Origin of the sequence: Kribbella jiaozuonensis, assembly GCF_005233875.1 — a bacterium.
Classification (GTDB): domain Bacteria; phylum Actinomycetota; class Actinomycetes; order Propionibacteriales; family Kribbellaceae; genus Kribbella; species Kribbella jiaozuonensis.
Genome location: NZ_SZPZ01000001.1, coordinates 1,353,048 through 1,377,851, shown reverse-complemented (window position 1 = coordinate 1,377,851; position 24,804 = coordinate 1,353,048). Strand labels below are relative to the sequence as shown.

Sequence of the window (24,804 nt, the reverse complement as noted above, 5' to 3'; positions counted from 1 at the left end):
TTTTCATTTCCAAAGAATTTCTGCCAGCATTCCGCCATGAGCACGGCCAACCAGGAGGAGTCCTCGGGATCCTCGATCGCGTTCACCGCGACGTTGATCCTGCTGGTCGGTACTGCGCTGTTCGGGCGGCGGATCTTCTCCGGCTGGTTCACGGCGGACGGGATCCGGACCTGGGCGACGATGTTCGTCGGCGTGACCGTGCAGGCGATGCCGTTCCTCGTGCTCGGCGTGCTGCTGTCGGCTGCGCTGACCGCGTTCGTCCCGGCCTCGTTCTTCGCCAAAGCGCTGCCCAAGAACCCGGCCCTCGCGGTCCCTGTGGCCAGCGCGTCCGGCGTCGTACTGCCGGGGTGTGAGTGTGCGTCGGTGCCCGTGTCGGCCGCGTTGATGAACCGCGGCGTCACGCCGGCCGCGGCGATCGCGTTCCTGTTGTCTGCGCCGGCGATCAACCCGGTCGTGCTCACGTCGACGGCTGTCGCGTTTCCCGGGCAGCCGAAGGTGGTGGTCGCTCGCGCGGTGACGTCGCTCGCGGTGTCGATGATCCTTGGCTGGTTGTATTTGTTGACCGGCAAGGGGATGAAACCGCCCAAGAACCGGCATGCGCACGATGCGGGCAAGTTCGACGTCTTCCGCTCCGCGATGCTGCACGACTTCCTGCACGCCGGCGGGTTCCTGGTCATCGGCGCTGCGGCCGCGGCGACGCTCAACGTCGTGGTCCCGCGGACCTGGCTGGATCACGTCGCCGGGAATCTGCTGTTGTCGGTGGTGATCCTCGGGCTGCTCGCCGTACTGCTGGCCATCTGTTCCGAGGCGGACGCGTTTGTCGCGGCGAGCTTGTCGCAGTTCTCGTTGACCGCGCGGCTGGCGTTCATGGTGGTCGGGCCGATCGTGGACGTGAAGCTGATCGCCTTGCAGACCGGGACGTTCGGGCCGAGGTTCGCCGTACGGTTCGCGCCGGCGACCTTCGTGGTCGCGCTGGTTGCGAGTCTGCTGGTCGGGTGGTGGTTGCTGTGAAGCGGAGCATCGCTGGACTGGTGATGGTGTTCGTGGGTGCGGCGGTGATGCAGCTCGCGACGTCCGGGACCTATCTGCGCTACGTCAAACCGGGCATGCGGTGGATGCTGCTGGCGGCGGGGCTGATCCTGATCGCTCTGGCAGTTACTGACGTGCTGATCAAGAGCCGTGAGGACCACGAGCACGGGCTGCCGCGGACGGCCTGGCTGCTCCTGGTCCCGATCTTCGCGCTGCTCGTCGTCGATCCGCCCGCTCTCGGCGCCGACGCGGCCCAGCGCCAGTCACCGGTCGCCGCGAAGCCGGCCGAGTCCCAAGGAACGTCTTGGCTAGGCGGGAACACGAGCGAACCCACAAACCTGGCGGTCCGCGATTACGCGGTCTGGGCGGTGTGGGAGCAGAGCAGCATGAAAGGCCATTCGTTCAAGCTCACCGGCTTCGTCACCCCGGCGAAGAACGGCGTCTGGTACGTGACCCGCATCGGCCTGACCTGCTGCGTCGCGGACGGTACGGCGTACATGGTCGAGGTCCGCGGCCAGGCCGCACCACCGAAGAACCAGTGGGTCACGATCACCGGCCAATGGGCCGAGCCGACCAGACGCGTAGACGGCGACGTCGCCGCGCTGACCGTCGAGACCATCACCCCGACGACGGCGCCGGTCAACCCGTACGAGTAGCCCTCACACATCTCGGCGCCACACCGTTCCATTCACATGAAGCGAACTGTCGAACCGAAGGTCCTGTACTTCGGTACCCCGGTTGTCCTGATCAGCTCCCTCAACTCCGACGGCAGCACGAACCTCGCCCCGATGTCGTCCGCGTGGTGGCTGGGATACACCGCCATGCTCGGGATGGGCACAAGCGCGCAGACCGTGAAGAACCTCGTCGAGCGGCCGGAGATCGTGCTGAACCTGGTCGACCCGGACATGGTTGCCGCGCTCGACCGCATTGCCTTGCTGACCGGGTCGCAGGAGATGTCCGATGCGAAGCGAGCCCGCGGCTACCGGTACGAGCCGGACAAGTTCGCCGCCGCCGGCCTCACCCGCGAGCCGAGCGGAGCGGGCCCGGACTCCGTCCTCGAGAGCCCGATCAACCTCGAAGGCCGGGTCGTGGCGATCAACGAGATCGGCGGGCCCGATTCGCACCTGTGCTCGCTGGAGATGAAGGTCGAGCGGGTCCGGGTCCGCGAGGATCTGTTGATGAGCAACGACCGCTACATCGACCCGCTGCGGTGGGATCCGCTGATCATGAAGTTCACCGAGTACTTCGCCGGCGGCAGCCCGGCGTACGCGTCGTCGCTCGCGCGCGGCTGGCAGATGCCGAAGATGCCGATCACGGTCGGGTCAGGCGACTGACGTCAGTTCCGGATCGCCGGACTCCACCGCGCGCGGGGTCCGGCGCCGGATGATCGTGCAGGCCATACCGCCGATCACCAGCACCGCCGCGATGCCCTGCTGCAGTCCGACGGCCTCGCCCCGCAGTACCCACGCCGCGGACATCCCGACGATCGGCACCAGCAGCGAGAACGGCGCGACCGTGCTGGCGTCGTACTGCCGGAGCAGGTAGCCCCACACCCCGAAGCCGAACAGTGTGGCGCCGAAGGCGAGGTACGCGATCGCGCCGATGCCGCTGAGGTTGATGTCGCGTATGGCCTCCACGTCGGCCTGCGGTCCTTCGGTGATCAGCGACAGGATCAGCAGCGGTACGACGGCGACCGCGCTCACCCAGACCATGAACCGCAGCGTGTCCGGCGGCTTGGCGTACCGGGTGATCGTGTTCGACACGCCCCAGAAACCAGCCGCGACGATCACCAGGACCAGCGCGCCGAGCGGGGCGGAGAGCTTGCGGTCGAGCACGATCAGCGCGATCCCGACGCAGGCGATCACGATGCCGATCAGCTGCGCCGGCCGCGGGCGTTCCCGCAGTACGGCGATCGCGAACAGGACCGTGAAGATCACCTGCGCCTGCAGCACGAGCGACGACAGGCCGGCCGGTACGCCGTGATCCATCGCGATGAACAGCAGCCCGAACTTCGCGACGCCGAGCGCGAGCCCGACGCCGACGACGTACCGCCAGGGCACGCGGGGTTTGCCGAGCAGGAAGATCGCCGGTACGGCGGCGAAGAAGAACCGCAGCGCGGACAGCAGCAGCGGCGGCACGCCCTCCAGACCGACCTCGATGATGACGAAGTTGATGCCCCAGACAACGACGACGGCGAGTGCGAGGAGCAGGTCACGAGGCTTCATACGGTCCAGTGTGGGTGGCGGTACACTTAAGGACCAGCACCGATTTGTACCGCCTTCAATGTAGGAGTGCTACATGATCGATCTCGGTCGGCTGCGCGCGTTGCACGCGGTCGCGCAGTACGGCTCGGTCAACCGGGCGGCCGAGGTGCTCGGGTACACACCGTCGGCGGTGTCGCAGCAGTTGGCGAAGCTCGAGCGGGAGACGCGCACGACGTTGGTCGAGCGTCAGGGCCGCGGGATCGTGCTGACCGACGCGGCCCAGCAGCTCGCGGCGACGGCGGCCCGGATCCTCGCGCTGGTCGAGGACGCAGAGCTCACGCTCGACGAGCAGCGCGGACAGGTCATCGGGACGCTGAGTATCGCCGCGTTCCCGACCGCGGCGCGCGGCTTGCTGCCGTCGGCACTGGCGCGGCTGGTCCGCGACCACGACGGGCTCGACGTTCGGGTCCAGGAGACCGATCCGTTCGAGGCAGTGGCCGGGGTCAACCGTGGCGAGATCGACATCGCGATCGTGCATGACTGGCAGAACACGCCACTCGCGTTGCCGGAGGGTTTGTCGCGGGTGAAGCTCGGCTCGGATCCGGCCGACGTACTGGTGCCGGCGTCGCATCGCCTTGCCGGCAAGGAGTTCGTCCGCGCGGAGGACCTGGTCGGCGAACGCTGGATCTGCCAGCCGGTCGGGTCGATCTGCCACGAGTGGCTGATCCGGACGATGCGTCGCGCCGGCGTCGAGCCGGACGTCGCGTACTCGGTCGCGGAGTACCAGACCCAGCTCGCGATGCTTGCCCGCGGCATCGGTATCGGCCTGCTCCCGCGCCTCGGCCGCGGCGCCGTCCCCGACGGCGTGGTCGTCGTACCGCTCCAGCCTGCGCCGACCCGCCGCCTCTACGCCGTCTGGCGCACGACCACCTCACGCCGACCGGCGATCAGCGTGACGCTGGAAACCCTGAAGGCCGCCTGGCCCGACCGCGACACGGCCTAGCCCGGCTTCACGATCTGCCGGAGCTTGGTCTCGGTCTCCTCGTCGAGTGCCGTGTACACCGTCACCCGCAGCGGGCCGAGCTGCGACAGCCACAGGTTGATCGGCTCGATCCGCAGGATGCCGTGCCCGTCGACGTCCAGCACCTTGGTCCGGGTGCTCGGCGCGTCGACGTCGTACCGCTCCCACAGCTCCCCGAAGTACGGCGAGGTGCTGAGCAGGCTCTGGATCAGGTCCTGCCAGAGCGCGTCGCCGACGTGATCGGCCGAGGCCGCGCGGAACGCCGCGACCATGTGATGCTTGGTCGACTCGGCGTCGACGAAACTGCACTTCCACGCGTTCGACACGAAGTTCAGCCAGAGCATGTTCCGGTCCTCGACCGGCACCTTCTCCAGGTCGATGACGACCCGGCAGTACGCGTCGTTGAACGCGAGGATGTCGTACCGGTCGTTGAGCGCCAGCGCCGGGTACGGCGAGACCGCGTCGAGCGTCTTCTGCACCGTCGGTGGCAAGGCCGAGCACGCCCCCTGCGCGGGACCGACCCGGACCCCGGCCAGCCGGTACAGGTGATTGCGCTCCTGGCGGTCGAACCGCAGCGCCGTCGCGATCGCATCCAGGACCTGGGCGGACACGTTGATATCCCGCCCCTGCTCGAGCCAGGTGTACCAGGTGACCCCGACCCCGGCGAGCAGCGCGACCTCCTCGCGGCGCAGTCCCGGCGTACGCCGTCGACCGCCCGGAGCGAAGCCGACCTCGTCCGGCCGGATCCGCTCCCGCCGGCTGCGCAGGAACACCCCGAGCTCTCGCCGCTGGGCCGGCACAGTCCGGTCGGCTCTGTCGGTGGCGACTGGCAGAGTGGTCATGGTTCCATCATGGGCATGGATCGATCCTGGTGCCAGGTGCTGTCAGTAATAGGATAAGCAGGCTCTCACCACCAGGCTCGGTCTCCGTCCAGGCTGGACGCATGACAGACCAGCTCCAAGCCACCGCCCTTCCGGTCGACGCCCGGCCGCACGCCGCGCTGAAGCCGGTGGCACTCACGACTCTGATCTTCGGCGCCTTCCTGCCGATGCTCTCCTTCTTCGTCATCAACGTCGCCCTGCCCGCGATCGGCTCCGACCTGCGGGCATCGTCCGGCGAACTCCAACTGGTGGTCGGCAGCTACGGCATCGCTGTCGCCACCCTGCTCGTGGTCGGCGGTCGCCTCGGCGACACCTTCGGCCGCAAACGCCTGTTCCTGATCGGCCTGATCGGCTTCACCGTCATGTCACTGATCTGTGCGATCGCCCCGAGCATCGGCGTACTTCTGGTCGCCCGGGTCGCACAGGGCGCTGCCGGTGCGGCCGTCACCCCGCAGGTGCTGGCGACGATCACCAGCCTGCTCACCGGCGAGCACCGTGCCCGAGCCATGGCCATGTACGGCGTGGCCGGCGGTGCGGCGGCGGCGCTCGGTCAGATCCTCGGCGGCGTACTGGTCGAGGCGAATGTGTTCGGCCTCGGCTGGCGGGCCGTGTTCCTCGTCAACGTGCCGGTCGGCGTTCTGGGTGTGGTTGCGGCGAGCCGGCAGATCCCCGAGACCAAGGCCGGCAAGGCACAGCGGGTGGACCTCGTCGGAGCTGCACTGCTCGCGCTGACGCTGGTGCTGCTGCTCCTGCCGCTCACCGAGGGCAGGCCGCTCGGCTGGCCGCTCTGGACCTGGCTCTGCCTCGCAGCAACGATTCCGGCCGTCGCGGTGCTCGGCTTGCACCAGCACAGGTCGGAGCGGGCCAGCCGGTCCCCGCTGATCCCGCCGACGGTCCTGCGATTGCGGGCGATGCGGATCGGTCTGCTGCTGGCGGTGGCGTTCTTCACCACGTTCGGCGGCTTCATGTTCGTGTTCGCGCTCGCCACCCAGGGCGAGGCGCACATGTCCCCGCTCGAAGGCGGTCTGAGCCTGCTGCCGATGGCGGTCGGGTTCCTGATCACCTCGATCTACGGCCCGCGTCTGCAGGTGCGGTACGGCGCCGGCCTGATCGTGCGCGGCTGGATCATCCAGGGCATCGGGTACGCCGTACTCGCGGCCGTGGCACTTACCCTGTGGCCGGACGTGAACCCGCTGAAGCTCGCGCTGCCGATGCTGATCGCAGGTTTCGGCTCCGGCCTGGTCATGGTCCCGCTGATGGGTGTGGTGCTCGGCCAGGTCCCCGCAGCGCAAGCAGGTCTCGGCAGCGGCATCCTGCTCACCAGCCAGCAGACCTGCCTCGCACTAGGCGCAGCCACGGTCGGTACGGCGTACTTGTCGCTGGCCGGCAGCTCCTGGGGCCAAGGCGGCGCACTGGCCGCAGTAGCGCTGGCCATCACGGCGATCTCGCTGCTGATGACGCCGGTGACCAGCCAGCTCCGCAGCCGCTAAGACACCGGTCCCGGTCCGGTCGAGTCGCGGACCATCAGCCGTGGGACGAGCGACTCCTGCCGTCGGGGTGACTCCGGGTCCGCCAAACGGGCCCGGAGTACGTCGACCGCCCGGCGACCGACCTCCAGCTTCGCCGGCGACACCGCGGTCAGCGGTACGTCGGCCAGCTCGGCGATCTCGTCGTCGTAGCTGATCACCGACAACTCCCCTGGTACGTCGACACCCTGTGCCAGCGCGACGTTGAGGAACAGGTTGGCCTCACGGTCCGCGAAGCAGATCACGGCGGTGACGTGCTCCCGCCGTACGTCGGCCAGGAAGCGCTCGGCATCCGCACGGGTCCAGCGGTCGAGCACACGGCTCAGCACGGGTACGTCCCCCAGCCCGGAGCGCACCTGGGGTGCGGTGTGCGGGCTGGTGCGTTCGAGATAGCCGATCCGGGTGTGGCCGAGCTCCTTCAGGTGCTTCAGTGCCAACCGCGCCCCGGCCGCGTGGTTAGTGCCGACGAACTCGTGCAGTGTCGCCGGGTCTTCCAGCCCGCGCTCGACGAGCACCACCGGCAGGTCCAGCTCCTCGAACTCGGCCGTGTCCGGCGCGACGATCAGCCCGGCCACGCCGGCGCTCACCAGGCCGTCGATCGCCAGCTTGGTCTGGGCGGAGTCCCACTCGGTACTGCGCAGCAGCATCTGTGCGCCGTGCTTGGCCAGCTCGCGTTCGATGCCGACGATGATCCGCGGGAAGTAGTACGTCATCGACGGTACGGCGACGCCGATCAGCGGCCCGGTGCTCGGGCTCGAGATGTACATTCCGGAGCCCTGACGCCGGTAGACCAGGCCGTCCTGCACCAACAGGTCGACCGCACGGCGGACGGTGTTGAGGCTGACGCCCTGCTCGGTGGCCAGCTGTTGCTCGGTCGGCAGCTTGCCGCCCGGCCAGCGCAGCTCGGCGATCCCGCGGCGCAGCTCGGCGGCCAGCTGCCGGGCTTTCTGCCCGCGGACGACCTCAGTCACGGCGCTGACTCTACCGGCCGATCTCAGGAAATTCATTCCTATGAATCTGTTGACCCAGGGAATGACTTGGCACAGACTCATTCGTCAGCAGCCCTCAGTGATTCCGCCACCACTGCAGGAGACATCATGAAACGCAGGACTTTCCTGGCCGCCTCGACCGCAACCGCCGCCGCCATGACACTCGATCTGCCCTCCTTCGCCACCCCCGCCGACTTCGGCGCACTGCGCTCCAAGTGGGCCGACGCCCTCACCGGCGGTGCGCAACTCGACCCCACCGACCCGGATTTCCGCGCCGCCCTCGACCGCCTCGACACCGGCGTCGCCGCCTCGCTCGCGAAGCTCGACCGCTCGGCGTCGCGCACGCAGGTCTTCACCGACTACCCGCTCACCGCCGATCCGTCGGTTACCAACACGTACGTCCGGCTGGAGCAGCTCGCGACCGCGTGGGCCACGCCGGGTTCGCAGTACCAGGGATCCGCGAGCCTGCTCGCTGACATCCAGGCCGCGCTGGAATCGATGGACCAGCTCAGCTACAACCCCGGCCAGGCCGAGTTCGGCAACTGGTGGTCGTGGGAGATCGGCGCGACCCGGCCGCTCGCGAACGTCATGGTCCTGCTGTACGACGAACTCCCGGCCGAGGCCCGGCAGCGGTACTGCGCCGCGATCGACCACTTCGTGCCGGACCCGTACCTGATGTTCCCGCCGGCCCGCGCGGTCGTATCGACCGGAGCCAACCGGGTCGATCTGTGCCAGGCGACCATCGTCCGCTCGCTCGTCACCGAGGACGAGGCGAAGCTGGTGCACGCGCGGGACGGCCTCAGCGATGTCTGGCAGTACGTGACCACCGGCGACGGGTTCTACCGCGATGGCTCGTTCGTCCAGCACACCTGGGTCGCGTACACCGGCACGTACGGCCAGGTGCTGCTCGGCGGGATCGGGAAGCTGCTCGCGTTGCTGGCCGGCTCGCCGTGGGCGGTCACGGACCCGAAGCGGCAGATCCTGTTCGACTCGGTCGCCAAGACGTTCCTGCCGGTCGTCCACGATCTGCGGATGATGGACTTCGTCCGCGGGCGCGCGGTGTCGCGGAACACCGAGTCCGACCACGACGACGCCTACATCGCCGCCGAGGCGATCCTGCGCCTGGCCGCCGGGGTCGACGCCTCGCTCGCCGGGCCGTGGCGCGCCGCAGTCGCGGGCTGGTTGCAGCGCGACACGTTCGGGAACATGTTGTCGGGGGCAAGCATTCCGCGGGTGGCGCTGATCAAGTCCGTGCAGGGCGTGCAGCCGGCCGCCGAGGCGGACGGGCACACGCTGTTCGCGAGCATGGACCGGTCCGTGCACCGCCGCTCCGGCTGGGCGTACTCGATCTCGATGGCCAGCCGCCGGATCGCGTACTACGAGTGCGGCAACGGCGAGAACAACGAGGGCTGGCACGCCGGGTCCGGGATGACCTACCTCTACGACCACGACAACGGCCAGTACGCCGATGCGTTCTGGCCGACCGTGGATCGCTACCGCCTCCCGGGGACCACGGTCGACAAGTTGCCGCTCGCACCGAAGGCGGGTGGGGAATGGGGCGCGGCGCGGCCGACCACCAGTTGGGTCGGGGGCAGCACCCTCGACGGGTACGCCGCGATCGGCCAGGACCTGCAGGGGCCTAGCTCGCCGATGCGTGCGCACAAGTCCTGGTTCTGCTTGGATTCCGGGATTGTTGCGCTGGGCGCCGGGATTACCGGGAGCAGCGGGTATCCGGTCGAGACGGTCGTCGAGAACCGGAACCTGCACAGCGATGGCGACAATGCGCTGATCGTCAACGGCACTCCGCAGGTGTCCGAGTTGGGGCAGTCAGCGACAGTCTCCGATGCGCGCTGGGCACATGTGGAGGGCGTCGCCGGTTACGTGTTCCTGAGCGGCGCGGATGTTCAGGTCCGACGTGAGGCTCGGTCGGGTCAGTGGCGGGACGTCAACACCGGCGGTCCTACCGGTGCGATCACCCGGCGCTACCTGACCATGTGGCTGGATCACGGCATCGATCCGAGTGAGGCGTCGTACAGCTATCTGCTCGTTCCGGGTGCGACGGCCGCGCGGACGAAGGCGTTGTCGCGGAATCCTGGTGTCGTTGTCCTCGGCAACAACTCGATGGTGCAGGCGGTGCTCGAACCGAAGCTCGGCCTGACGCTGGCGAACTTCTGGCAGGCCGGCCAGGTGGGCGGGCTGATCGCTCACGACCCCTGCTCGGTCATCCGTCGGATCACCGGTCGCACGGTGGAGATCGCTATCTCCGATCCGACCCAGCTCGCGACCTCGCTACGCCTGCAGGTGCTGGCACCTGGTGCGCGCCTGGTGAGCGCGGACGACGGTGTGACGGTACGGCGGGCGCTGCTCGGCGCGGACGTGACCGTCGACGTGACCGGCGCAGCAGGCGCGACGCGATACGTCACGCTGCGGCTGTGATCACTGCGGCGCTAAGGCTGTGACCGCAGCGGCGCTAAGGCTGTGACCACTGCGGCGCTAAGGCTGTGACCACTGCGGCGCTAGGCCTGCGACCAGTGCGCCGGCCGCTCGACGGCCGGTGGGAGTTTGGTCGCGTGGTCGCCGCGGGCCGCGTTGACCTGTGACTGGGTGAGGAACAGCGCGCCGGTGAGGTCGGCGCCGCGGAGATCGGCGTCGCGCAGGTCGGCGCCGATCAGGTCGGCCTGCCGTAGATCGGCGTCGCGCAGATCCGCGGCGATCAGATAGGCGCTGCGCAGGTTGGCCTTGGCGAGGTCGGCGCCGCGGAGGCGGGCCCCGATCAGGTCCGCGCCGCGGCGTTCCTTCTTCTTGGGCTGTTTGCCGCGGACCTGTCGGCTGATCTCCAGCAGCAGTTCGTTGACGACAGCTCGCTCGGCGGCGACATCGACGGTCGTGAGGTCCGCCGTACGGCCGACGGCCTCGACTCTGCCGATGGCCGGCTGCAGATTCTCGTTGTATTCAAGAGCTTCGGTCAGGTACCAGAGCAGCTCGTGCAGCTGCCGCAGGATCGGCAGCTCCGCCCCGGGCCGGCCACGCCGGGTGAGCTCCTGCCCGGCTCCGAAGCAGTCGTAGACAGTGCAGCCCGGGAATCCCTTGGTCCGCAGCTCACCGTGGATGGTGCAGCGGTGGTCGTCAGCCAGGTTCGGGCAGGCTTCGCCGGCGGGCTTGTCGATCGCGAAGTCTGCCGACCTGGTCAGCGTCAGCACGACACAGCAGAGGCCGACGCAACTACCGCAGTCGGCGCGGAGGTCAGTTCTGTTCGGCAACCGTGTGGCCGGTACGGCGCCAGCGGATGCCGGCCTCGATGAACTCGTCGATCTCACCGTCGAAGACCCCGGACGTGTTACCGGACTCGTACTGCGTCCGCAGGTCCTTCACCATCTGGTACGGGTGCAGGACGTACGAGCGCATCTGGTCGCCCCACGAACCGGCCACGTCACCGCGCAGCGCGTCCAGCTGGGCCCGCTCCTCGGCCTTCTTCAGCGCGAGCAGCTTGGCCTTCAGGATGACCATCGCGCTGGCCTTGTTCTGCAGCTGGGACTTCTCGTTCTGGCAGGAGACAACCGTGCCGGTCGGGATGTGCGTGATCCGGACCGCGGAGTCGGTCGTGTTGACGCTCTGACCACCCGGACCGGACGACCGGTACACGTCGATCCGCAGCTCTTCTTCCGGTACGTCGATCTCGTCGGTCTGCTCGAGCACCGGGACCACCTCGACCGCGGCGAACGACGTCTGCCGGCGACCCTGGTTGTCGAACGGCGAGATCCGCACCAGCCGGTGCGTCCCCGACTCGACACTCAGCGTGCCGTACGCGTACGGCGCCTTGACCCCGAACGTGGTCGACTTGAGCCCGGCCTCTTCGGCGTACGACGTGTCGTAGACCTCGGTCGGGTAGCCGTGGCGCTCGGCCCAGCGCAGGTACATCCGCTGCAGCATCTCGGCGAAGTCCGCGGCGTCCACACCGCCCGCGCCGGAGCGGATCGTCACCAGCGCCTCGCGCTCGTCGTACTCACCGGACAACAACGTGCGGACCTCGAGGGACTGGATCGCCTTGCCCAGCGGGCCGAGATCCTTCTCCGCCTCGGCCAGGGTTTCGGCGTCGTTCGCCTCGCGGCCGAGCTCGATCAGCGCGCCGAGGTCGTCGAGCCGGCTGCGGAGCGCAGTCACCCGCTCCACGTCGGACTGCAGGCCGGAAAGCCGCGACGTCACCTTCTGCGCGTTCGCCTGGTCGTCCCAGAGGTCGGGCGCAGCGACCTGCTCGCCGAGCTCGTCGATCTCCTTGCGCAGTGCGGGGAGATCAAGCACTTTCTCGATCGAGGTCATCGTCACGTCGAGCTGCTTCAGCTCCGCGTCAAAATCCAGTCCAGCCACAACGAAACAGCGTACCTCAGGCGAGACCTCGACGAAGAACGCCGAAGATCTGGGCGACCGCCTGCTCGAGCCCGGTTTGCGCGGCTGCGAGCTCCTGCGCAGACGCGTCGTCGGGCAGGATGCGCATCAGGTGTTCCTCGAGCACCTTCTGCGCGGCGGCGTACTGCGCTGCGATCAGCCGGTTGCGCAGGTGATCGGGAGCCCGTTCGTCGAGCGCCGCGGTGAGCGTGACCTCGAGCTCGGCGGCCTGCCACCGGCGACGGGCCTCCAGCGCCGGGCTGTTCTCGATCGTGCGGACGAACTGCTTCCACGTCGCCAGATGCCCGACCTCGAACCGATCCCGCGTCTCGGCCAGGTAATGCGCCTCCAGCACATCGACCGGATCCGCATCCGCCGGCGCCTCCCGGATCGCCTGCGCCGGCCCCAGCCACCACCCCGACTCGTCGAAGAACAGATCCTCCTTCGCCGGGAAGTGGTTGAACACCGTCTGTACGGCGACATCCGCCGCGCGCGCCACCTCCGCGACGGTGACCGCGTCGAACCCGCGCTCGAGGAACAGCCGCGTCGCCACATCCGAGATGGCATGCCGCGTCTGCTGCTTCTTGCGCTCCCGCCGCCCGACCTCCATTGCCACACCGTAGAGCACCTGCTTTACTGAATCCAATCATGTAGTCACTACATCTTTGGAGCGTATCCAATGACAATTCTCGTCACCGGCGGCCGCGGCGCGATCGCCCGCGCCGTCACCGCGGGTCTGATCGCGGCCGGCCACGACGTCCGCGTCGCCAGCCGCGAACCCTCTGCCCTCCCGTCGGCGGTCGGCTACGACCCCGCCGACCCCGCACCCGCCCTGGCCGACATCAGCCAGGTCTTCCTGTACTCCGACCCGTCGACGGCACCCGCCTTCGCGGCCGCAGCCGAGGCTGCCGGGGTGAAGCAGGTCGTGCTGCTCTCGTCGCTGTCGTCGCTCGACGGTCCCGAGGATCCGCATGCGAAGACCGAGCAGGTGATCTCCGACGGGTCGTATGCGACGACTTGTCTCGAGCCTGGTGCGTTCATGAGCAACACGAGGCACTGGGCGCATCAGGTCCGGGCGATCGGTCAGATCCGGCTCCCGTACCTCGATGCGGAGGAGGCGCCGATCCACGAGCAGGACATCGCGGACGCGGCGATCCGGGTCCTCCTGGACGGGCCCGGGAACGGGCATGACGGTCGCGGGTATCCGCTGACCGGGCCGGAATCGATGACCCGCCGGCATCAGATCGGGCTCATCACCGCGACGACCGGCGTACCGATCGAGGCTGTTGACCTCAGCCCGGAAGAAGCGCGCGGGGAACTGCGGATGCGTGACGAGGGGCAGCGGGAGACGCTGATGGCTTACTGGAAGTCGCGTGTCGGCTCACCTCAGCGCATCGAGCCCGGCGTCGAGCTGCTCACCGGCCACACGGGCCGCACCTTCACGACCTGGCTGACCGACAACCCAGGGCTGTTCTGATCTCAGCGGATCGGGACGATGGCCGCGGCTTCGGATGACAGATCTGTTGAGGTGGGGAAGCCCGGGGGATGGAACGGGAGGTTCGCGGTGGAGGTCAGGTGGACGGTGACCGTCGTACCTTCGACGTCCACGGACCAGTCGAGGCTGTCGAATCTGTTGCTGGCAGCAACTTCATCGAGGTAGTCGGCGGTCAGTCGGGCGGCCTGGTCGGCGTCGATCGCCGCGTTGCCGCCGGCGCCGGGCTGGGCGTAGACCGCGGCCAGGCCGTTGGCCGCGGCGAGAACTGCGCCGTCGGCGGTTGCGTCGAGGTCGCGGCGAACCAGGAACGCCTTCGAGATGTCGGTGACCACCACGACCATCAACAGGATGACCACGGTGAACCCGATGATCAGGACGGTCATCTGCCCATCCTCACCGTGCTTCCGCCGCCTCATCAGTTGCCCTTGGCTTCGCGGTAGTCGCCGAACGCCTCGGTGTGCGCGGCGCTGATGCGGATCGCCGGCGGTTCGCCGCCGAGCGCGTCGGGGATCAGCGGCAGGCGTACTTCGGTGTCGATCGTGACGGTCACCGTCGACCCCGGCTGCAGACAGGCCGGGTTGCAGCTGATCGTCAGCTCGTCAGGGCTGAGCTCCATCCCCTGGTCCTTCATCGCCAGCTTGGCCGCCTCGAACGCCCGGGTGCGCGCTTCGTCCTCGGACACCCCGTCCGGCACGATCACGAATGCCCGGCCGGCCGCGCGGGTCGCCGCGGTCGCGCCGTACGACGCCCGCTGGACGTCGAACACGCCGAGCATGAAGTAGACCAACGGGACCATCAGCAGGATCGCCAGCCAGGAGAACTCGACGATCGCACTCCCGCGCTCGTCCCGTCGGCGCCTCACTCGCCCGTCTCCTTGACCGCGTGCCCCTGGACGCTGAACGAGATGCCTGGTCCCCACAGGCCGAGGGGCGGCATGTGTGCCTGGACGGTGACCTCGACACCGGGCTGTCCGTCGATATCGGTCGCCTCCGCCGACACCGAGTCGATCAACTGGTCCCGGACCACGCCGCTGATCAGCTCGCGGGTGCGTGCCTCGCCGTCGGCCGGCTCCCGGTTGAGCACGGCCGCGTAGTGCGCGCCCTCGGAGGCGGCGGCGGTCACCGTGTTGCGTACGTACAGGAACAGGCCGACCTGCAGGATCCCGAGGAACAACGGCACCACGAGCGTCGAGACCAGGACGAAGTCGACAACCGCCGCGCCCCGCTCGCCACGGGCCCTGGGCATTACTTGTTGGAGACCGAGGACAGCGCGTCCTTGAGCATGGTGGCGAGCTGGTCGCCGGCCACTCGCCAGATCACGACGACCAGACCGGCCGTCATCACGGTGATCAGCACCCAGCCGGGGACGTCGCCGCGCTCGCTCCGCGCCGGGCGTGGCTTCAGCAGCAACGCCACGAACAGTCTCGTCAGGTGTAGGGACATGACCTCTCCTCGATTCATCCGGCGATCAGCCGGATTCCGACAGCGCCCGGGTAGAAGGCGAAGGCGATGGTCACCGGGAGGACCAGGAAGATCACCGGCACCATCATGGCTACTTCGCGGCGTGCGCCCGACTCGATCAGCTCGCGGCGCCCCGCTTCCCGGATGTCGGCGGCCTGCGCCCGCAGTACGTCGGCCAGCGGGGTGCCGCGCTCGAGCGCCACCGCCAGCCCGTCCGCGAAACGCGACAGCGCCAGCAATCCGGTGCGGTCCGCGAGCGCGTCGAGCGCGCGGACCAGTGACTCCCCCGCCCTGGTCTCGGCCAGGACCCGTTCCAGCTCGTCGGCCAGGTCGCCCCGGCATGATCGCGTCACCCGGTCCAGTGCCGCCGCCGGCCCCTCGCCGGCTGCGACCGACAACGCCAGCAGCTCGGCAACAGTCGGCAACTCGGCAAGCAGTCGCCGCTCGCGGCGTCGTACCTGTGAGGTCAGATAGGTGTCGCGGCCAAGCACTCCGAGGACACCGAGAACCAGGCAGAACACCATCAGCGCAACCGGGTCTCCGGTGTTGAACGCCGCCGCGATGATCGAGATCACCAGGCCGGCGCCGAAGGCCAGCGCTCCCCACAGCAACTGCTCGATCCGGAACTCTTCCACGGTTCGCTGGATCCCGGCGCGCTGCAGTCGACGGCGGATCGTGTTCGCCCCGCCGAGGATCCGCTCGAGCCGCGCGGCCGCCGAGCGCAGCGACGGACCGAACAGCCGCAGGATCGCGTAGAACGGCGATCGCGAATCCACCACGCCGACAAAGACATCCGGCGCCCCGAGATCCCGCAGGTACGGCGAGATCCGCTCGTCGACCGTCGGTTTGCGAAGGAACGGCAACCGCAGTACGACGACCAGCAACCCGGCGCCGAGCAGTGCGCCGAGGAAACCGCCGACCAGCATCGGGCTCATCGCAGCACCCGCTCCGGCTCGGGCAGGCGGCCGATCCGCAGCATCAACCGGTACGCGAGCACGCAGACGACCGCGCCCGCGGCAATGATCAGCGCACCGACCGGCGAGTTGTACCGCTGGATCACATCGCCCTGGAACGACAGCATCGCCAGCACCAGCCAGGGCGCGGCGACCGCGACCCGAGCGCCGTTGACCGACCAGGACTGCCGGGACTCGAGCTCGGACCTGGTCCGCGCGTCGTCGCGTAGGAACGTCGAGAGCGATCGAAGCAGCCGGCCGAGATCGCCACCGCCGACCTCGCGCGCGATCCGCAGCGCCTCGACCACGCGGTCACCGACCGGGTCGGCCAGCCGCGCCTTCAACCGGTCGAGCGATTCGGCGAACCGGCCCGTCGACGCGTAGTCCGCTCCGAACCGGCGGAACGGCTCGCGCAGCGGCAACGGTCCGCGCTCACCCACCTGAGCCAATGCCTCGGACAACGACAACCCGGCGCGAACCGCGGACGCGACGTTGTCCACCACGTCAGGCCACAACTCACGGAACTCGGCCAGCCGCCGACGGGCCCTGGACCGCACCAATGCGATCGGCAACCAACCCGCCATCAACCCGAACACCGCACCCACCGGCAATGCCCTGGACACCAGGAACATCAGCACGAACCCGGCCAACCCAGTGATCACACACGCACCCATGAAGGCCCCGGGCGTCAGGCCCTCGATCCCTGCACTCGCAAGCAATTCGCGACTCTTGCGACGCAGCGGCCCTTCCGAGCCGACCACCGCCTCGGACGGCGAGACGAACGCAGCGATGATCAGCAGCAGCCCGACCCCGAAGAACAGCCCGATCAGGAGACCCATCAGCCCACGCCCCGCGGCAGCTCGGTGAGCAGTCCGGCCACGTTGTATCCGGCCTGCTGGAACCGCTCGGCATGCGGCAGATGCCCCTCGGCCCGGCGCAGATACCCGTCGTACGTCACGAACAGCGACTCGGTCTCGATCGCCTGCTCCTCGACCCGCCCGGTAACCGCGACGATCTCCCGAACCCGCCGATGCCCGTCCGCCGCAATCCCCAGGTGTACGACGATGTCGACGCATCCCGCCACGGTCGGCAGTACGAACCGGGAGCCGATGTTCTCACCGGCGAGCAGCGGGAGCGTGCACATCTTGGTCAGCGCCTCGCGGGCGGAGTTCGCGTGGATCGTGCACATGCCGGGCAGGCCGCTGTTCAGCGCGAGGAGCAGGTCGAGGCACTCCTCGCCGCGCACCTCGCCGACGATCAAGCGTGACGGCCGCATCCGCAGCGACTCCTTGACCAGGTCGCGCAGCCGCACCTCGCCGGTCCCCTCGAGACCGGCCTGACGGGTCTGCATCGAGACCCAGTCGGGGATCGGCAGCTTGATCTCGAAGACTTCCTCGCAGCTGATCACCCGCTCGCTGCCGGGGATCGAACCGGCCAATGCGTTCAGCATCGTGGTCTTGCCGGCCTGTGTGCCGCCGGAGACCAGCACATTGAGGCCGACGGCAACGGATGCCTCGAGCACCGCGGCTGCGTGCGGCGTCAGCGAACCCAGCTGGACCAGGTCGGTCAGCCGGGTCGCCCGGACGGTGAACTTGCGGATGTTGATCGCCGCATACCGCTGGGTGATGCCGCCGAGGACGATGTGCACCCGGCTTCCGTCCGGCAGCCGGGCGTCGGTGAACGGCTGGGACACGTCGATCCGGCGGCCGGTGGTCTTCAGCATCCGCTCGACCAAGTCGCTGACCTCTTCCTCGGTCAGCACGGTCGTTGTCAGCTCGTGCCGGCCCTCGCGGGCGATGAACACCCGGCTCGGCTCGTTGATCCAGATCTCCTCGACGGTGGGGTCGTCGAGGTAACGCTGCAGCGGCCCGAAGCCCGCGACCCGGTCGTGGACCTCGCGGCTGACCGCCTCGACGTCGCCGATCGGCGGGACGACTCCGGTCAGGCTGCGCTCGTCGTACTCCTTCACGACGAGGGCGACGATCGCATTCACCGCGCCGGGATCGCGGAGCGGATCGATGCCTTCGCGGCGCACGACGTCGCGCACCTGGGCGTCGATCAACTCGATGGCACCGTCCCAGCCGGATCGGTGCGCGTCGAGTCTGTCCGCTGTCATCGATCTCCCCGTGAGTGTCCCGTCTGGCGACCACGCGGTCACCATGCGCGACCATCCTTTCAACTCCTGAGCGGCCGGCGCCACTCGCGTCAGCGGCCCTGTGGATAACCGTGACACGCGGAAGGCTCACTCACCGTATCCATCGCCTCACCACCGGTCCAGGAAATTGCAGCTTGTTGCAATCCGGCGGTAACAGAACGCCGACTCGTGGCGTCGAACCGGGTGTAGACGACCTCGGGAGGGCGTTTTGACACGGTCTACACAGGACTTCGAGGAGTTCGCGCGGGCGCGGACTCCGCAGCTGTACCGGTCTGCCTGGCTGCTCGCCGGCGAGCATCACCTGGCGGAGGACCTGGTCCAGGAGACGCTGGCCAAGCTCTACCGGGCCTGGCGGCGGGTGGAGCAGGCGGACAACCCGGCGGCGTACGCACAGACCGTGCTGGCGCGGACGTACATCTCCCAGCGGCGGCGCAAGAGCTCGACGGAGCGGCCAGTCGAGCGGACACCCGACCGTGCGGACCCTCCGGGTGACCACGCGCTACGCCTGTCCCTGCTGCAGGCGATGGCAGAGCTGTCCCCGCTGGACCGTGCCGTGCTGGTCCTGCGGTACTTCGAGGACCGCAGTACCGAGCAGGTGGCGCAGGACCTCGGTAAGAACACCGGTGCGATCAGGACGCGTACGTCGCGCGCGCTGGGCCGCCTACGAGCGGTGCTCGGCGACGAAGCCGTCCACCTGACCGCACATTGAGCTGGGAGCACCATGACCAACCTTCACGACAGCCTCCCCGACCTGATGCGGCGGGCCACCGAGGACCTCCAACCGGCCACACCCGAGCTGGTTGCCCGGGGCATCCGTCGCGGCAAGGTCCTACGCCACCGCCGGACCGCTCTGGCCGGCCTCTCGGGCGCAGCCGCGGTCCTGGCGACGGTCGGCATCATCCTCGGCAGCACTCAGCTGCTCCAGCACGACGCAGCCCCCACTGTGGAGCCGGCCGGTACGCCGAGCTCGCACCGCTCGACGCCGTCGACGCCTGCGGAGACTCTGGCCGAACTACTGCCTCAGAGCCTGCACCGCGGTCACACCACCACGTCTGAAGACGGCACTCTGTCCGTAGTACTCGACGACGGCCGCGGCGCCGGACTGCTCACGGTCGACCTGATGACGGCGCAAGCGAATACCAACTGCAACGGCTCCCCTGCCGGGACCTGCACGGTCGAGCCAGACGGCACGGTGTACGTCGCCTACGCCAACCGGCCGCTGTACGCCGACCAGCAGAACCCGGGCGGTATCACGGTGACCACTGTGGAGCTGTTCTACCGCGACGGCAGGCAGATCAGTATCAGCAACTACAACGCGCCCAAGGACGAGGGCGTCGAGCACAGCCGGCCCGCTCCGATCCTCTCGATCGCGCAGTTAACGCAGATCGCTCGCAGCAAGCTCTGGGTGTACCCGCCGCGCGTCTCCTAGCGGTGCACCAGCGTGTGCTCGAAGGAGTACCGGCTCGCGCGGTACAGGTGGGAGCCGTACTCGACCGGCTGGCCGTGGTCGTCGTACGTGATGCGGGTGGTCGCGAGGAGCGGTGAGCCCGGCTCCTCCGACAGTAGCCGCGCCTGCTCGGGTGTTGCCGGGATGGCCGAGATGGTCTGGTGTGCGACCTTGAGGCGGACGCCCTCGGCGCGCAGCAGTTGGTAGAGGCCTCGCTCGGCCAGCGTGGTCGGGTCGGTCTCCAGGAGCTCCGGCGGCAGCCAATTGCGCATCAGGGCCAGCGGCTCGCCGTCTGCACGGCGCAGTCGCTCCAGCCTCAGCACTCGGTCCCCCAGCTCGCACTGGAGTGCGGTGGCGACTTCTGCGGTCGCGGGCGAGATGCCGAAGCGCAGGATCTCGGTTTCGGGCTTGCGGCGCGCGGCGGCGAGGTCGTCGTACAGGCTGGTCAGCTCGAGCGACCGGCGTACCTGACCGGAGTTGCCGACCACCTGCGTGCCGACGCCGCGTTTGCGGACCAGGAGGCCCTGGTCGACCAGGCGGGCGATCGCCTGGCGCACGGTGGGGCGGCTGAGCCCGTAGGCCTCGGCCAGGTCCACCTCGTTGCTCAGCCGGGAGCCGACCGGCAGTTCACCGCCCTGGATGGCCGCTTCGAGCTGCTGCGCCAGTTGAACGTGCAACGGCGTACGGCTGTTCCGATCGACCTGGACCTGGACGGTACTCATGGGCACATCCTGAATGCTGGACCCGATTCCGTCGACCCACCACCCGGATTTGATCACATGATCTGCACCGGCCGGTGCTCTTCGTACGACGCCATCGCGGCCAGCGCCACCTGCAAGGCGGCCCGCGCCTCCTGCCCGGTCACCGGCGGTACGCCGTTCGTCCGCACCACGTCCGCGAAGTCGGCGAGCTCCTGCACGTACGCCTCGTGGAACATCTCCTCGTCACTGCGCAGCGTCTGCTGGTGCACTCCGCCGGCGTTGTAGTGCGCGAGTGCACTGCCGGCGAGCTGACCAGCGACGACCATGCCCTCACTGCCGAAGACCTCACCGCGTACGTCGTACCCGTAGTACGACGAGAAGTTGGCCTCGGCCGTCGCGATCGCACCGTTGTCGAACCTGATCACCACGACCGCGGTGTCGATCAGTCCAGCTTCCTTGTACTCCGGTGCCACCAAAGCATCGGCCGTCGTGAAGACCTCGACCGGTCGCGCACCGGGATTGAGCCAGAGCAGGATGTCGAAGTCGTGGATCAGCGTCTCGCGGAAGATCGTCCACTGCGGAACGTGCGCGGCGTGCCGCAGGCCTCCGGGACGGCCGGGGTCACGAGTGACCGAGCGCATCAGCTGGGGTGTTCCGATACCGCCGTCCTCGATGGTGCGGCGCGCCGCCGCGAAGTCCTTGGCGAACCTACGGTTGAAGCCGACCTGGAACGGGACAGCCGCGCGGTCGGTCGCGGCGATCGCCCGGTCCAGCTCCGCCAGCGTCAGAGATGCAGGCTTCTCGCACCAGACCGCCTTGCCTGCCTCGGCCGCGCGGATGATCAGCTCGGAGTGCGAGATCGCGAGAGACGTGATCACCACGCCGTCGAGCTCCGGATCCTTCAGCAGTTCGTCGACGGTCACCGGCGCTGCGTCGTACCGCGCTGCGAGTTGCCGGGCGGCTTCCGGCCTGGTGTCGGCGACGGCCGCCAGCTCGGCGCCGGGTACGTTCCGGGCGATGTTGGCGGCATGCATCGTGCCGATCCGGCCGGCCCCGATCAGTCCCAGCCGTACCACCGGCAGCCCGTGGTCTGTGCGCATGGCTAACCCTAGAACGCCTCAGACCCGGCTGGTACGGCGATACTCCGACGGCGACTGCCCTGTCTGCGCACTGAAGACCCGACTGAGGTAGAACGCGCTGCGGTAGCCGGTCTGCTCGGCAATGAGCTGGAGCGTCTGGTCGGTCTCGGTCAGCAGTTCACGCGCTTTCTGCAGGCGGAGGTCACGCAAGTAGGCGACGGGGGTGATGCCGCGGACCGCGCGGAATCGTCGGGAGAGCTGCGACGGACTGATGCCGAGGACGGCGGCCAGGTCGGTCAACGAGATGTCTGTTGAGGCGTAGTGCTCGTTGAGATACGTGAGCGCGCTGTGGACCAGCGGGTCCAGCGGGGAGCGGGTGCGGCGGATCATCAGGGCGAGGTCGGTCACGACGTGGGTGGCGATCGCACTGTCGGCGTGCTCGAGCAGTTTGAGGTTGCCGCGGAGGCGGTCGAGGTCGCGGACTCGGGTGCCGCCGGGTGGGGGATCCAGCTCTGTGGTGAAGCGGGCGTGGAAGAACGACGTCCGGGTGCGCATGCGGCGGTGGAGGGTGCCGCCGGGCGGGCAGACGACCATGTCGCCGAACTTCGCGGTCCCGTGCGCGTCGCCGACCTCGTAGTCGAACGAGCCGGCGGTGGGCAGCAGCAGGCACCAGGTGTCGTAGGTGTCGAAGGCCAGGTTGAACTGCGCGCGCGGCGGCGCGAGCAGGTAACCGTCCAACTCGAGCATGGCAAGAAAGTACATGGACGTGCTCAGAACGGCTATTTTGAACATGCGGTGGCTGTTGCAGAGTGCATGACATGGTGGATGTCTGCGTGTACGGAGGGACCGCCGCGGGCTGTGTCGCGGCGATGACGGCGCACCAGGAAGGCGCGTCGGTGGTGCTGATCGAGCCGAGTCGCTGGCTCGGCGGCATGCTGGGTGCGGGGATCAAACCGGCGCAGGACTGCCCGGTACCGGCCGCCGCCGGTGGGCTGACGCGCGACGTGGTGTTCGGCTTCGGCAATCACCCGCACGAGGTGATGCGCGCGTTCCACGCATGGATCGCCGCCGCTGGCATCGAGGTGGTCTTCGAACGCCGCGTGCGATCGGTGACGCGCTCGGGCAACCGGATCACCTCGATCCAGCTCGAAACGTCGCCGCCCGACCAGTGGGGTGTACCCGCGGCCGAGTCGAGCCCGGACCGCGAGGTCCACGCGGAGTTCTTCATCGACACGTCGTACGAGGGCGACCTGATGGCTCTTGCCGGTGTCCCCTACCGCATCGGACGCGAGTCCCAGGAGACGTACGCCGAGGAGGTCGCGGGAGTCCGTCCAGTCACCAACTGGACCCCGATCGACCCGTACGTCGTACCTGGTGACAGGAGCAGCGGACTGCTCCCGCTGGTCGAAGAAGACCACGGCCTGGCTGTCGGTGCAGCCGATGGCTACACGCAGGCCTACAACTACCGGTTCTATGTCACCGCAGACCGTGCCAAGCGCGTCGAGCTCACACCGCCCGACAACTACTCGCCGGCCGACTACGAGCTGGTCCGCCGGTACCTGCAGTACTCGGAGGACCTGTCCGGCATCTTCCCCGGCTGGATCAACTCGGGCGAGTACAACTACCAGCGTGGTTCGCTGATCACCAACGCCCCGCTCGGTCTGAGCCGCGAGTACCAGGACGGCAGCTGGGACGTCCGCTCGCGTATCTGGCGCCAACACCTCGATTACCTCCGTGGACTCCACCACTTCCTGTCCACCGACCCGTCCGTTCCCGCAGCGTTCCGTGCGGAGACAGCGGCGTACGGACTGGACGGCAGCGTCTTCCCGGAGACAGAGGGCTGGCCGCCGCAGCTGTACATCCGGGTGTGCCGACGGCTCGCAGGTCAGTACACGATCACCCACGCTGACGTGATCAACCAGACCGAACCACCGGACAGCATCGGCCTCGCACTCTTCGGCGTAGACGTCTATCCGGTACGACGCATCGCCAGCCGCAACGCATCCGGTCAGCTGGGCGTGGCCACCGAGGGCGACATGTTCATCGGCGGCCACCTCGGCACCGGCCGGCCGTACCCGGTCCCCTACCGGGCCATCACTCCGGAGCAGACCGGCAACCTCCTGGTCCCGGTCTGCCTGTCCGCCTCCCACATCGGGTACGCCGCCACCCGCATGGAACCTGTCTTCTGCGTACTCGCCGAATCCGCCGCAGTCGCCGCAGTGCAATCGCTCCGCGCGCAGACCGACGTACAGCAAATGGATGTCGCCAGACTCCAGGCTCGCTTGCTCGAACGTGGGCAGGTGCTTAGCTGGACGTAGACCGAGAGGAGCCATCTCATGTGGCTGAACCCCGCCGACGCCCGACTCGACGACCTGCTGGCCGTGCTGAAGGACCAGACCGACCCGGCCGAGTACCCGCAGGCCGCGACCATCGAGCAGCAGGTCCCGGTGTACGACGCCGCGCGGGTCCGGGCGGCCGATGCGCGGGCAGTGCAGACCGAGTTCGTCCGGGCGTTCGCCGACGGACCCGGGATCGTCGTCCTGAAAGGGGCCTTCAGCAACGATGTGGTCGATGCCACGACTGTCGAGTTCAACCGGCTGATCGACGATCAGCATCAGTCCGGGGTCGCGGCGGGAGACCATTTCGCGAAGCCGGGTGCGAACGACCGGGTCTGGAACGCACTCGAGAAGCTCGCGGTCGGTGCGCCCGAGGTGTTCACGGCGTACTACGCGAACGACCTGCTCGCCCTGGTCGCGACCGCCTGGCTCGGTCCGGCGTACCAGGTCACCTCGCAGGTGAACGTGGTGAACCCAGGCGGCGAGGGGCAGACGGTGCACCGCGACTACCACCTGGGATTCCAGTCCGACGAGGTCGCGGCGCAGTACCCGGAGCATGTGCATCGGCTCTCGTCCGTGCTGACATTGCAGGGCGCGGTCGCGCACTGTGACATGCCGGTGGAGTCGGGGCCGACGTTGTATCTGCCGCATTCGCAGAAGTACGGGCTGGGCTACCTGGCCTACCAGCGACCGGAGTTCCAGTCGCATTTCGTCCAGAACCATGTGCAGCTGCCGCTCGAGAAGGGCGACGCGGTGTTCTTCAACCCGGCGCTGTTCCACGCTGCCGGGAGCAACCATTCGGCCGATATCAAGCGGATGGCGAACCTCCTGCAGATCTCCTCGGCCTTCGGGCGCGCGATGGAGAGCATCGACCGGGCCCGGATGATCGAAGCGGTCTATCCCGTGCTCCTCGCGCTGACCGACCCGGTGGCAGCCGAACACGTGATCGCGGCAACAGCAGAGGGCTACGCGTTCCCGACCAATCTCGATCGCGACCAGCCGATCGGCGGTCTCGCGCCGCAGTCCCAGGCCGACGTACTGCGGTCCGCGGTCACGGAGCGTTGGCACCCACACCAGTTGCACCAGGCACTCGTCGAGCACGCCGGCAGGCGTCAGAGTCACGACAGAAACGCGTGAACGTTCGG

Annotated in this window: 27 protein-coding genes; 11 read left to right on the top strand and 16 right to left on the bottom strand. The window is 68.5% G+C overall.

The genetic code is table 11. The annotated features are described in order from the left end of the window. Window positions 1-36 precede the first annotated feature (36 nt). From FDA38_RS06600 to FDA38_RS06590, 3 genes are read left to right on the top strand one after another with little or no spacing between them, the layout of a single operon-like run. Window positions 37-1,011: a permease gene (locus tag FDA38_RS06600; protein WP_137253147.1), complete on the top strand. Its 975-nt coding sequence runs from the start codon at window positions 37-39 to the stop codon at window positions 1,009-1,011. After that, window positions 1,008-1,685 (top strand): TIGR03943 family putative permease subunit, encoded by a 678-nt coding sequence (locus FDA38_RS06595; protein ID WP_137253146.1) that lies wholly within the window; start codon window positions 1,008-1,010, stop codon window positions 1,683-1,685. The genes FDA38_RS06600 and FDA38_RS06595 overlap by 4 nt, the downstream gene beginning before the upstream one ends. 36 nt (window positions 1,686-1,721) lie before the next feature. Continuing rightward, on the top strand, window positions 1,722-2,363 hold the full coding sequence (locus tag FDA38_RS06590; protein ID WP_137253145.1) for a flavin reductase family protein: 642 nt from the start codon (window positions 1,722-1,724) through the stop codon (window positions 2,361-2,363). On the opposite strand, the gene FDA38_RS06585 is transcribed toward FDA38_RS06590, so the two are convergent. Further along, window positions 2,352-3,254 (bottom strand): EamA family transporter, encoded by a 903-nt coding sequence (locus FDA38_RS06585; RefSeq protein WP_137253144.1) that lies wholly within the window; start codon window positions 3,252-3,254, stop codon window positions 2,352-2,354. The two genes, FDA38_RS06590 and FDA38_RS06585, sit on opposite strands and share 12 nt — an antisense overlap. A gap of 73 nt (window positions 3,255-3,327) precedes the next feature. Here FDA38_RS06585 and FDA38_RS06580 point away from each other — a divergent pair, with 73 nt between their 5' ends. Beyond that, the gene (locus tag FDA38_RS06580) at window positions 3,328-4,236 is read left to right on the top strand and encodes a LysR family transcriptional regulator (RefSeq protein ID WP_137253143.1); all 909 of its coding nucleotides are present in this window, start codon (window positions 3,328-3,330) and stop codon (window positions 4,234-4,236) included. Here the strand turns inward: FDA38_RS06580 and FDA38_RS06575 are convergent. Further along, entirely contained in the window at window positions 4,233-5,096 is an 864-nt protein-coding gene (locus FDA38_RS06575) for a helix-turn-helix transcriptional regulator (protein WP_137253142.1), read from the bottom strand. The genes FDA38_RS06580 and FDA38_RS06575 overlap by 4 nt on opposite strands. 101 nt (window positions 5,097-5,197) lie before the next feature. Here FDA38_RS06575 and FDA38_RS06570 point away from each other — a divergent pair, with 101 nt between their 5' ends. Then, window positions 5,198-6,625: an MFS transporter gene (locus FDA38_RS06570; RefSeq protein WP_137253141.1), complete on the top strand. Its 1,428-nt coding sequence runs from the start codon at window positions 5,198-5,200 to the stop codon at window positions 6,623-6,625. Here FDA38_RS06570 and FDA38_RS06565 read toward each other — a convergent pair. Beyond that, on the bottom strand, window positions 6,622-7,632 hold the full coding sequence (locus FDA38_RS06565; protein ID WP_170989605.1) for a GntR family transcriptional regulator: 1,011 nt from the start codon (window positions 7,630-7,632) through the stop codon (window positions 6,622-6,624). The two genes, FDA38_RS06570 and FDA38_RS06565, sit on opposite strands and share 4 nt — an antisense overlap. Window positions 7,633-7,758: 126 nt before the next feature. Here FDA38_RS06565 and FDA38_RS06560 point away from each other — a divergent pair, with 126 nt between their 5' ends. Then, complete coding sequence (locus FDA38_RS06560) at window positions 7,759-10,086, top strand: polysaccharide lyase 8 family protein (protein ID WP_233714557.1); 2,328 nt, start codon at window positions 7,759-7,761, stop codon at window positions 10,084-10,086. Between the two features lie 80 nt (window positions 10,087-10,166). Here the strand turns inward: FDA38_RS06560 and FDA38_RS06555 are convergent, their stop codons facing one another. From FDA38_RS06555 to FDA38_RS06545, 3 genes are read right to left on the bottom strand one after another with little or no spacing between them, the layout of a single operon-like run. Next, a complete protein-coding gene (locus FDA38_RS06555) occupies window positions 10,167-10,910 on the bottom strand; it encodes a pentapeptide repeat-containing protein (protein WP_137253139.1) in 744 nt (247 codons plus the stop codon). After that, complete coding sequence (prfB, locus tag FDA38_RS06550; protein WP_137253138.1) at window positions 10,894-12,015, bottom strand: peptide chain release factor 2; 1,122 nt, start codon at window positions 12,013-12,015, stop codon at window positions 10,894-10,896. The genes FDA38_RS06555 and prfB overlap by 17 nt, the downstream gene beginning before the upstream one ends. A 16-nt stretch (window positions 12,016-12,031) precedes the next feature. After that, window positions 12,032-12,643 (bottom strand): TetR/AcrR family transcriptional regulator, encoded by a 612-nt coding sequence (locus FDA38_RS06545; protein WP_137253137.1) that lies wholly within the window; start codon window positions 12,641-12,643, stop codon window positions 12,032-12,034. A 69-nt stretch (window positions 12,644-12,712) separates the two neighbouring features. Between FDA38_RS06545 and FDA38_RS06540 the strand changes: the two genes are divergently transcribed. Next, window positions 12,713-13,510: an SDR family oxidoreductase gene (locus tag FDA38_RS06540; RefSeq protein ID WP_137253136.1), complete on the top strand. Its 798-nt coding sequence runs from the start codon at window positions 12,713-12,715 to the stop codon at window positions 13,508-13,510. Between the two features lie 2 nt (window positions 13,511-13,512). Here FDA38_RS06540 and FDA38_RS06535 read toward each other — a convergent pair whose 3' ends face one another. Genes FDA38_RS06535 through FDA38_RS06505 form a run of 7 tightly spaced genes read right to left on the bottom strand, consistent with a single transcriptional unit; the run spans window position 13,513 to window position 18,057 of the window. Next, window positions 13,513-13,911: a pilus assembly protein TadG-related protein gene (locus FDA38_RS06535; RefSeq protein ID WP_137253135.1), complete on the bottom strand. Its 399-nt coding sequence runs from the start codon at window positions 13,909-13,911 to the stop codon at window positions 13,513-13,515. A 32-nt stretch (window positions 13,912-13,943) separates the two neighbouring features. Then, window positions 13,944-14,390: a TadE/TadG family type IV pilus assembly protein gene (locus FDA38_RS06530; RefSeq protein ID WP_137253134.1), complete on the bottom strand. Its 447-nt coding sequence runs from the start codon at window positions 14,388-14,390 to the stop codon at window positions 13,944-13,946. Continuing rightward, window positions 14,387-14,773: a TadE family protein gene (locus FDA38_RS06525; RefSeq protein ID WP_137253133.1), complete on the bottom strand. Its 387-nt coding sequence runs from the start codon at window positions 14,771-14,773 to the stop codon at window positions 14,387-14,389. Before FDA38_RS06525 ends, FDA38_RS06530 begins: the two co-directional genes overlap by 4 nt. Continuing rightward, entirely contained in the window at window positions 14,773-14,970 is a 198-nt protein-coding gene (locus FDA38_RS06520; protein ID WP_137253132.1) for a hypothetical protein, read from the bottom strand. Before FDA38_RS06520 ends, FDA38_RS06525 begins: the two co-directional genes overlap by 1 nt. A gap of 14 nt (window positions 14,971-14,984) precedes the next feature. Then, window positions 14,985-15,923, bottom strand: a complete 939-nt coding sequence (locus FDA38_RS06515; RefSeq protein ID WP_137253131.1) for a type II secretion system F family protein — start codon at window positions 15,921-15,923, stop codon at window positions 14,985-14,987. Continuing rightward, window positions 15,920-16,780, bottom strand: coding sequence for a type II secretion system F family protein (locus FDA38_RS06510; RefSeq protein WP_137253130.1), 861 nt, complete (start codon window positions 16,778-16,780; stop codon window positions 15,920-15,922). The genes FDA38_RS06515 and FDA38_RS06510 overlap by 4 nt, the downstream gene beginning before the upstream one ends. Further along, complete coding sequence (locus FDA38_RS06505; protein WP_137253129.1) at window positions 16,780-18,057, bottom strand: CpaF family protein; 1,278 nt, start codon at window positions 18,055-18,057, stop codon at window positions 16,780-16,782. The genes FDA38_RS06510 and FDA38_RS06505 overlap by 1 nt, the downstream gene beginning before the upstream one ends. 247 nt (window positions 18,058-18,304) lie before the next feature. On the opposite strand from FDA38_RS06505, the gene FDA38_RS06500 reads away from it, so the two are divergent. Continuing rightward, entirely contained in the window at window positions 18,305-18,805 is a 501-nt protein-coding gene (locus tag FDA38_RS06500) for a SigE family RNA polymerase sigma factor (protein WP_137253128.1), read from the top strand. Between the two features lie 12 nt (window positions 18,806-18,817). Then, window positions 18,818-19,525: a hypothetical protein gene (locus FDA38_RS06495; RefSeq protein ID WP_137253127.1), complete on the top strand. Its 708-nt coding sequence runs from the start codon at window positions 18,818-18,820 to the stop codon at window positions 19,523-19,525. Here FDA38_RS06495 and FDA38_RS06490 read toward each other — a convergent pair. The 3 genes from FDA38_RS06490 to FDA38_RS06480 are packed head-to-tail and all read right to left on the bottom strand — an operon-like array spanning window position 19,522 to window position 22,070. Further along, window positions 19,522-20,265 carry a GntR family transcriptional regulator gene (locus FDA38_RS06490; protein WP_137253126.1) on the bottom strand — a complete coding sequence of 248 codons (744 nt, stop codon included), beginning with the start codon at window positions 20,263-20,265 and terminating at the stop codon, window positions 19,522-19,524. The genes FDA38_RS06495 and FDA38_RS06490 overlap by 4 nt on opposite strands. A 53-nt stretch (window positions 20,266-20,318) precedes the next feature. Further along, window positions 20,319-21,344 (bottom strand): Gfo/Idh/MocA family oxidoreductase, encoded by a 1,026-nt coding sequence (locus FDA38_RS06485; protein ID WP_137253125.1) that lies wholly within the window; start codon window positions 21,342-21,344, stop codon window positions 20,319-20,321. 18 nt (window positions 21,345-21,362) lie between these two features. Next, window positions 21,363-22,070, bottom strand: coding sequence for a helix-turn-helix domain-containing protein (locus tag FDA38_RS06480; RefSeq protein ID WP_170989604.1), 708 nt, complete (start codon window positions 22,068-22,070; stop codon window positions 21,363-21,365). Between the two features lie 86 nt (window positions 22,071-22,156). Here FDA38_RS06480 and FDA38_RS06475 point away from each other — a divergent pair, with 86 nt between their 5' ends. Further along, window positions 22,157-23,641, top strand: a complete 1,485-nt coding sequence (locus tag FDA38_RS06475) for an FAD-dependent oxidoreductase (protein WP_170989603.1) — start codon at window positions 22,157-22,159, stop codon at window positions 23,639-23,641. An 18-nt stretch (window positions 23,642-23,659) separates the two neighbouring features. Next, window positions 23,660-24,796 carry a phytanoyl-CoA dioxygenase family protein gene (locus FDA38_RS06470; protein WP_137253122.1) on the top strand — a complete coding sequence of 379 codons (1,137 nt, stop codon included), beginning with the start codon at window positions 23,660-23,662 and terminating at the stop codon, window positions 24,794-24,796. Window positions 24,797-24,804: the final 8 nt, after the last annotated feature.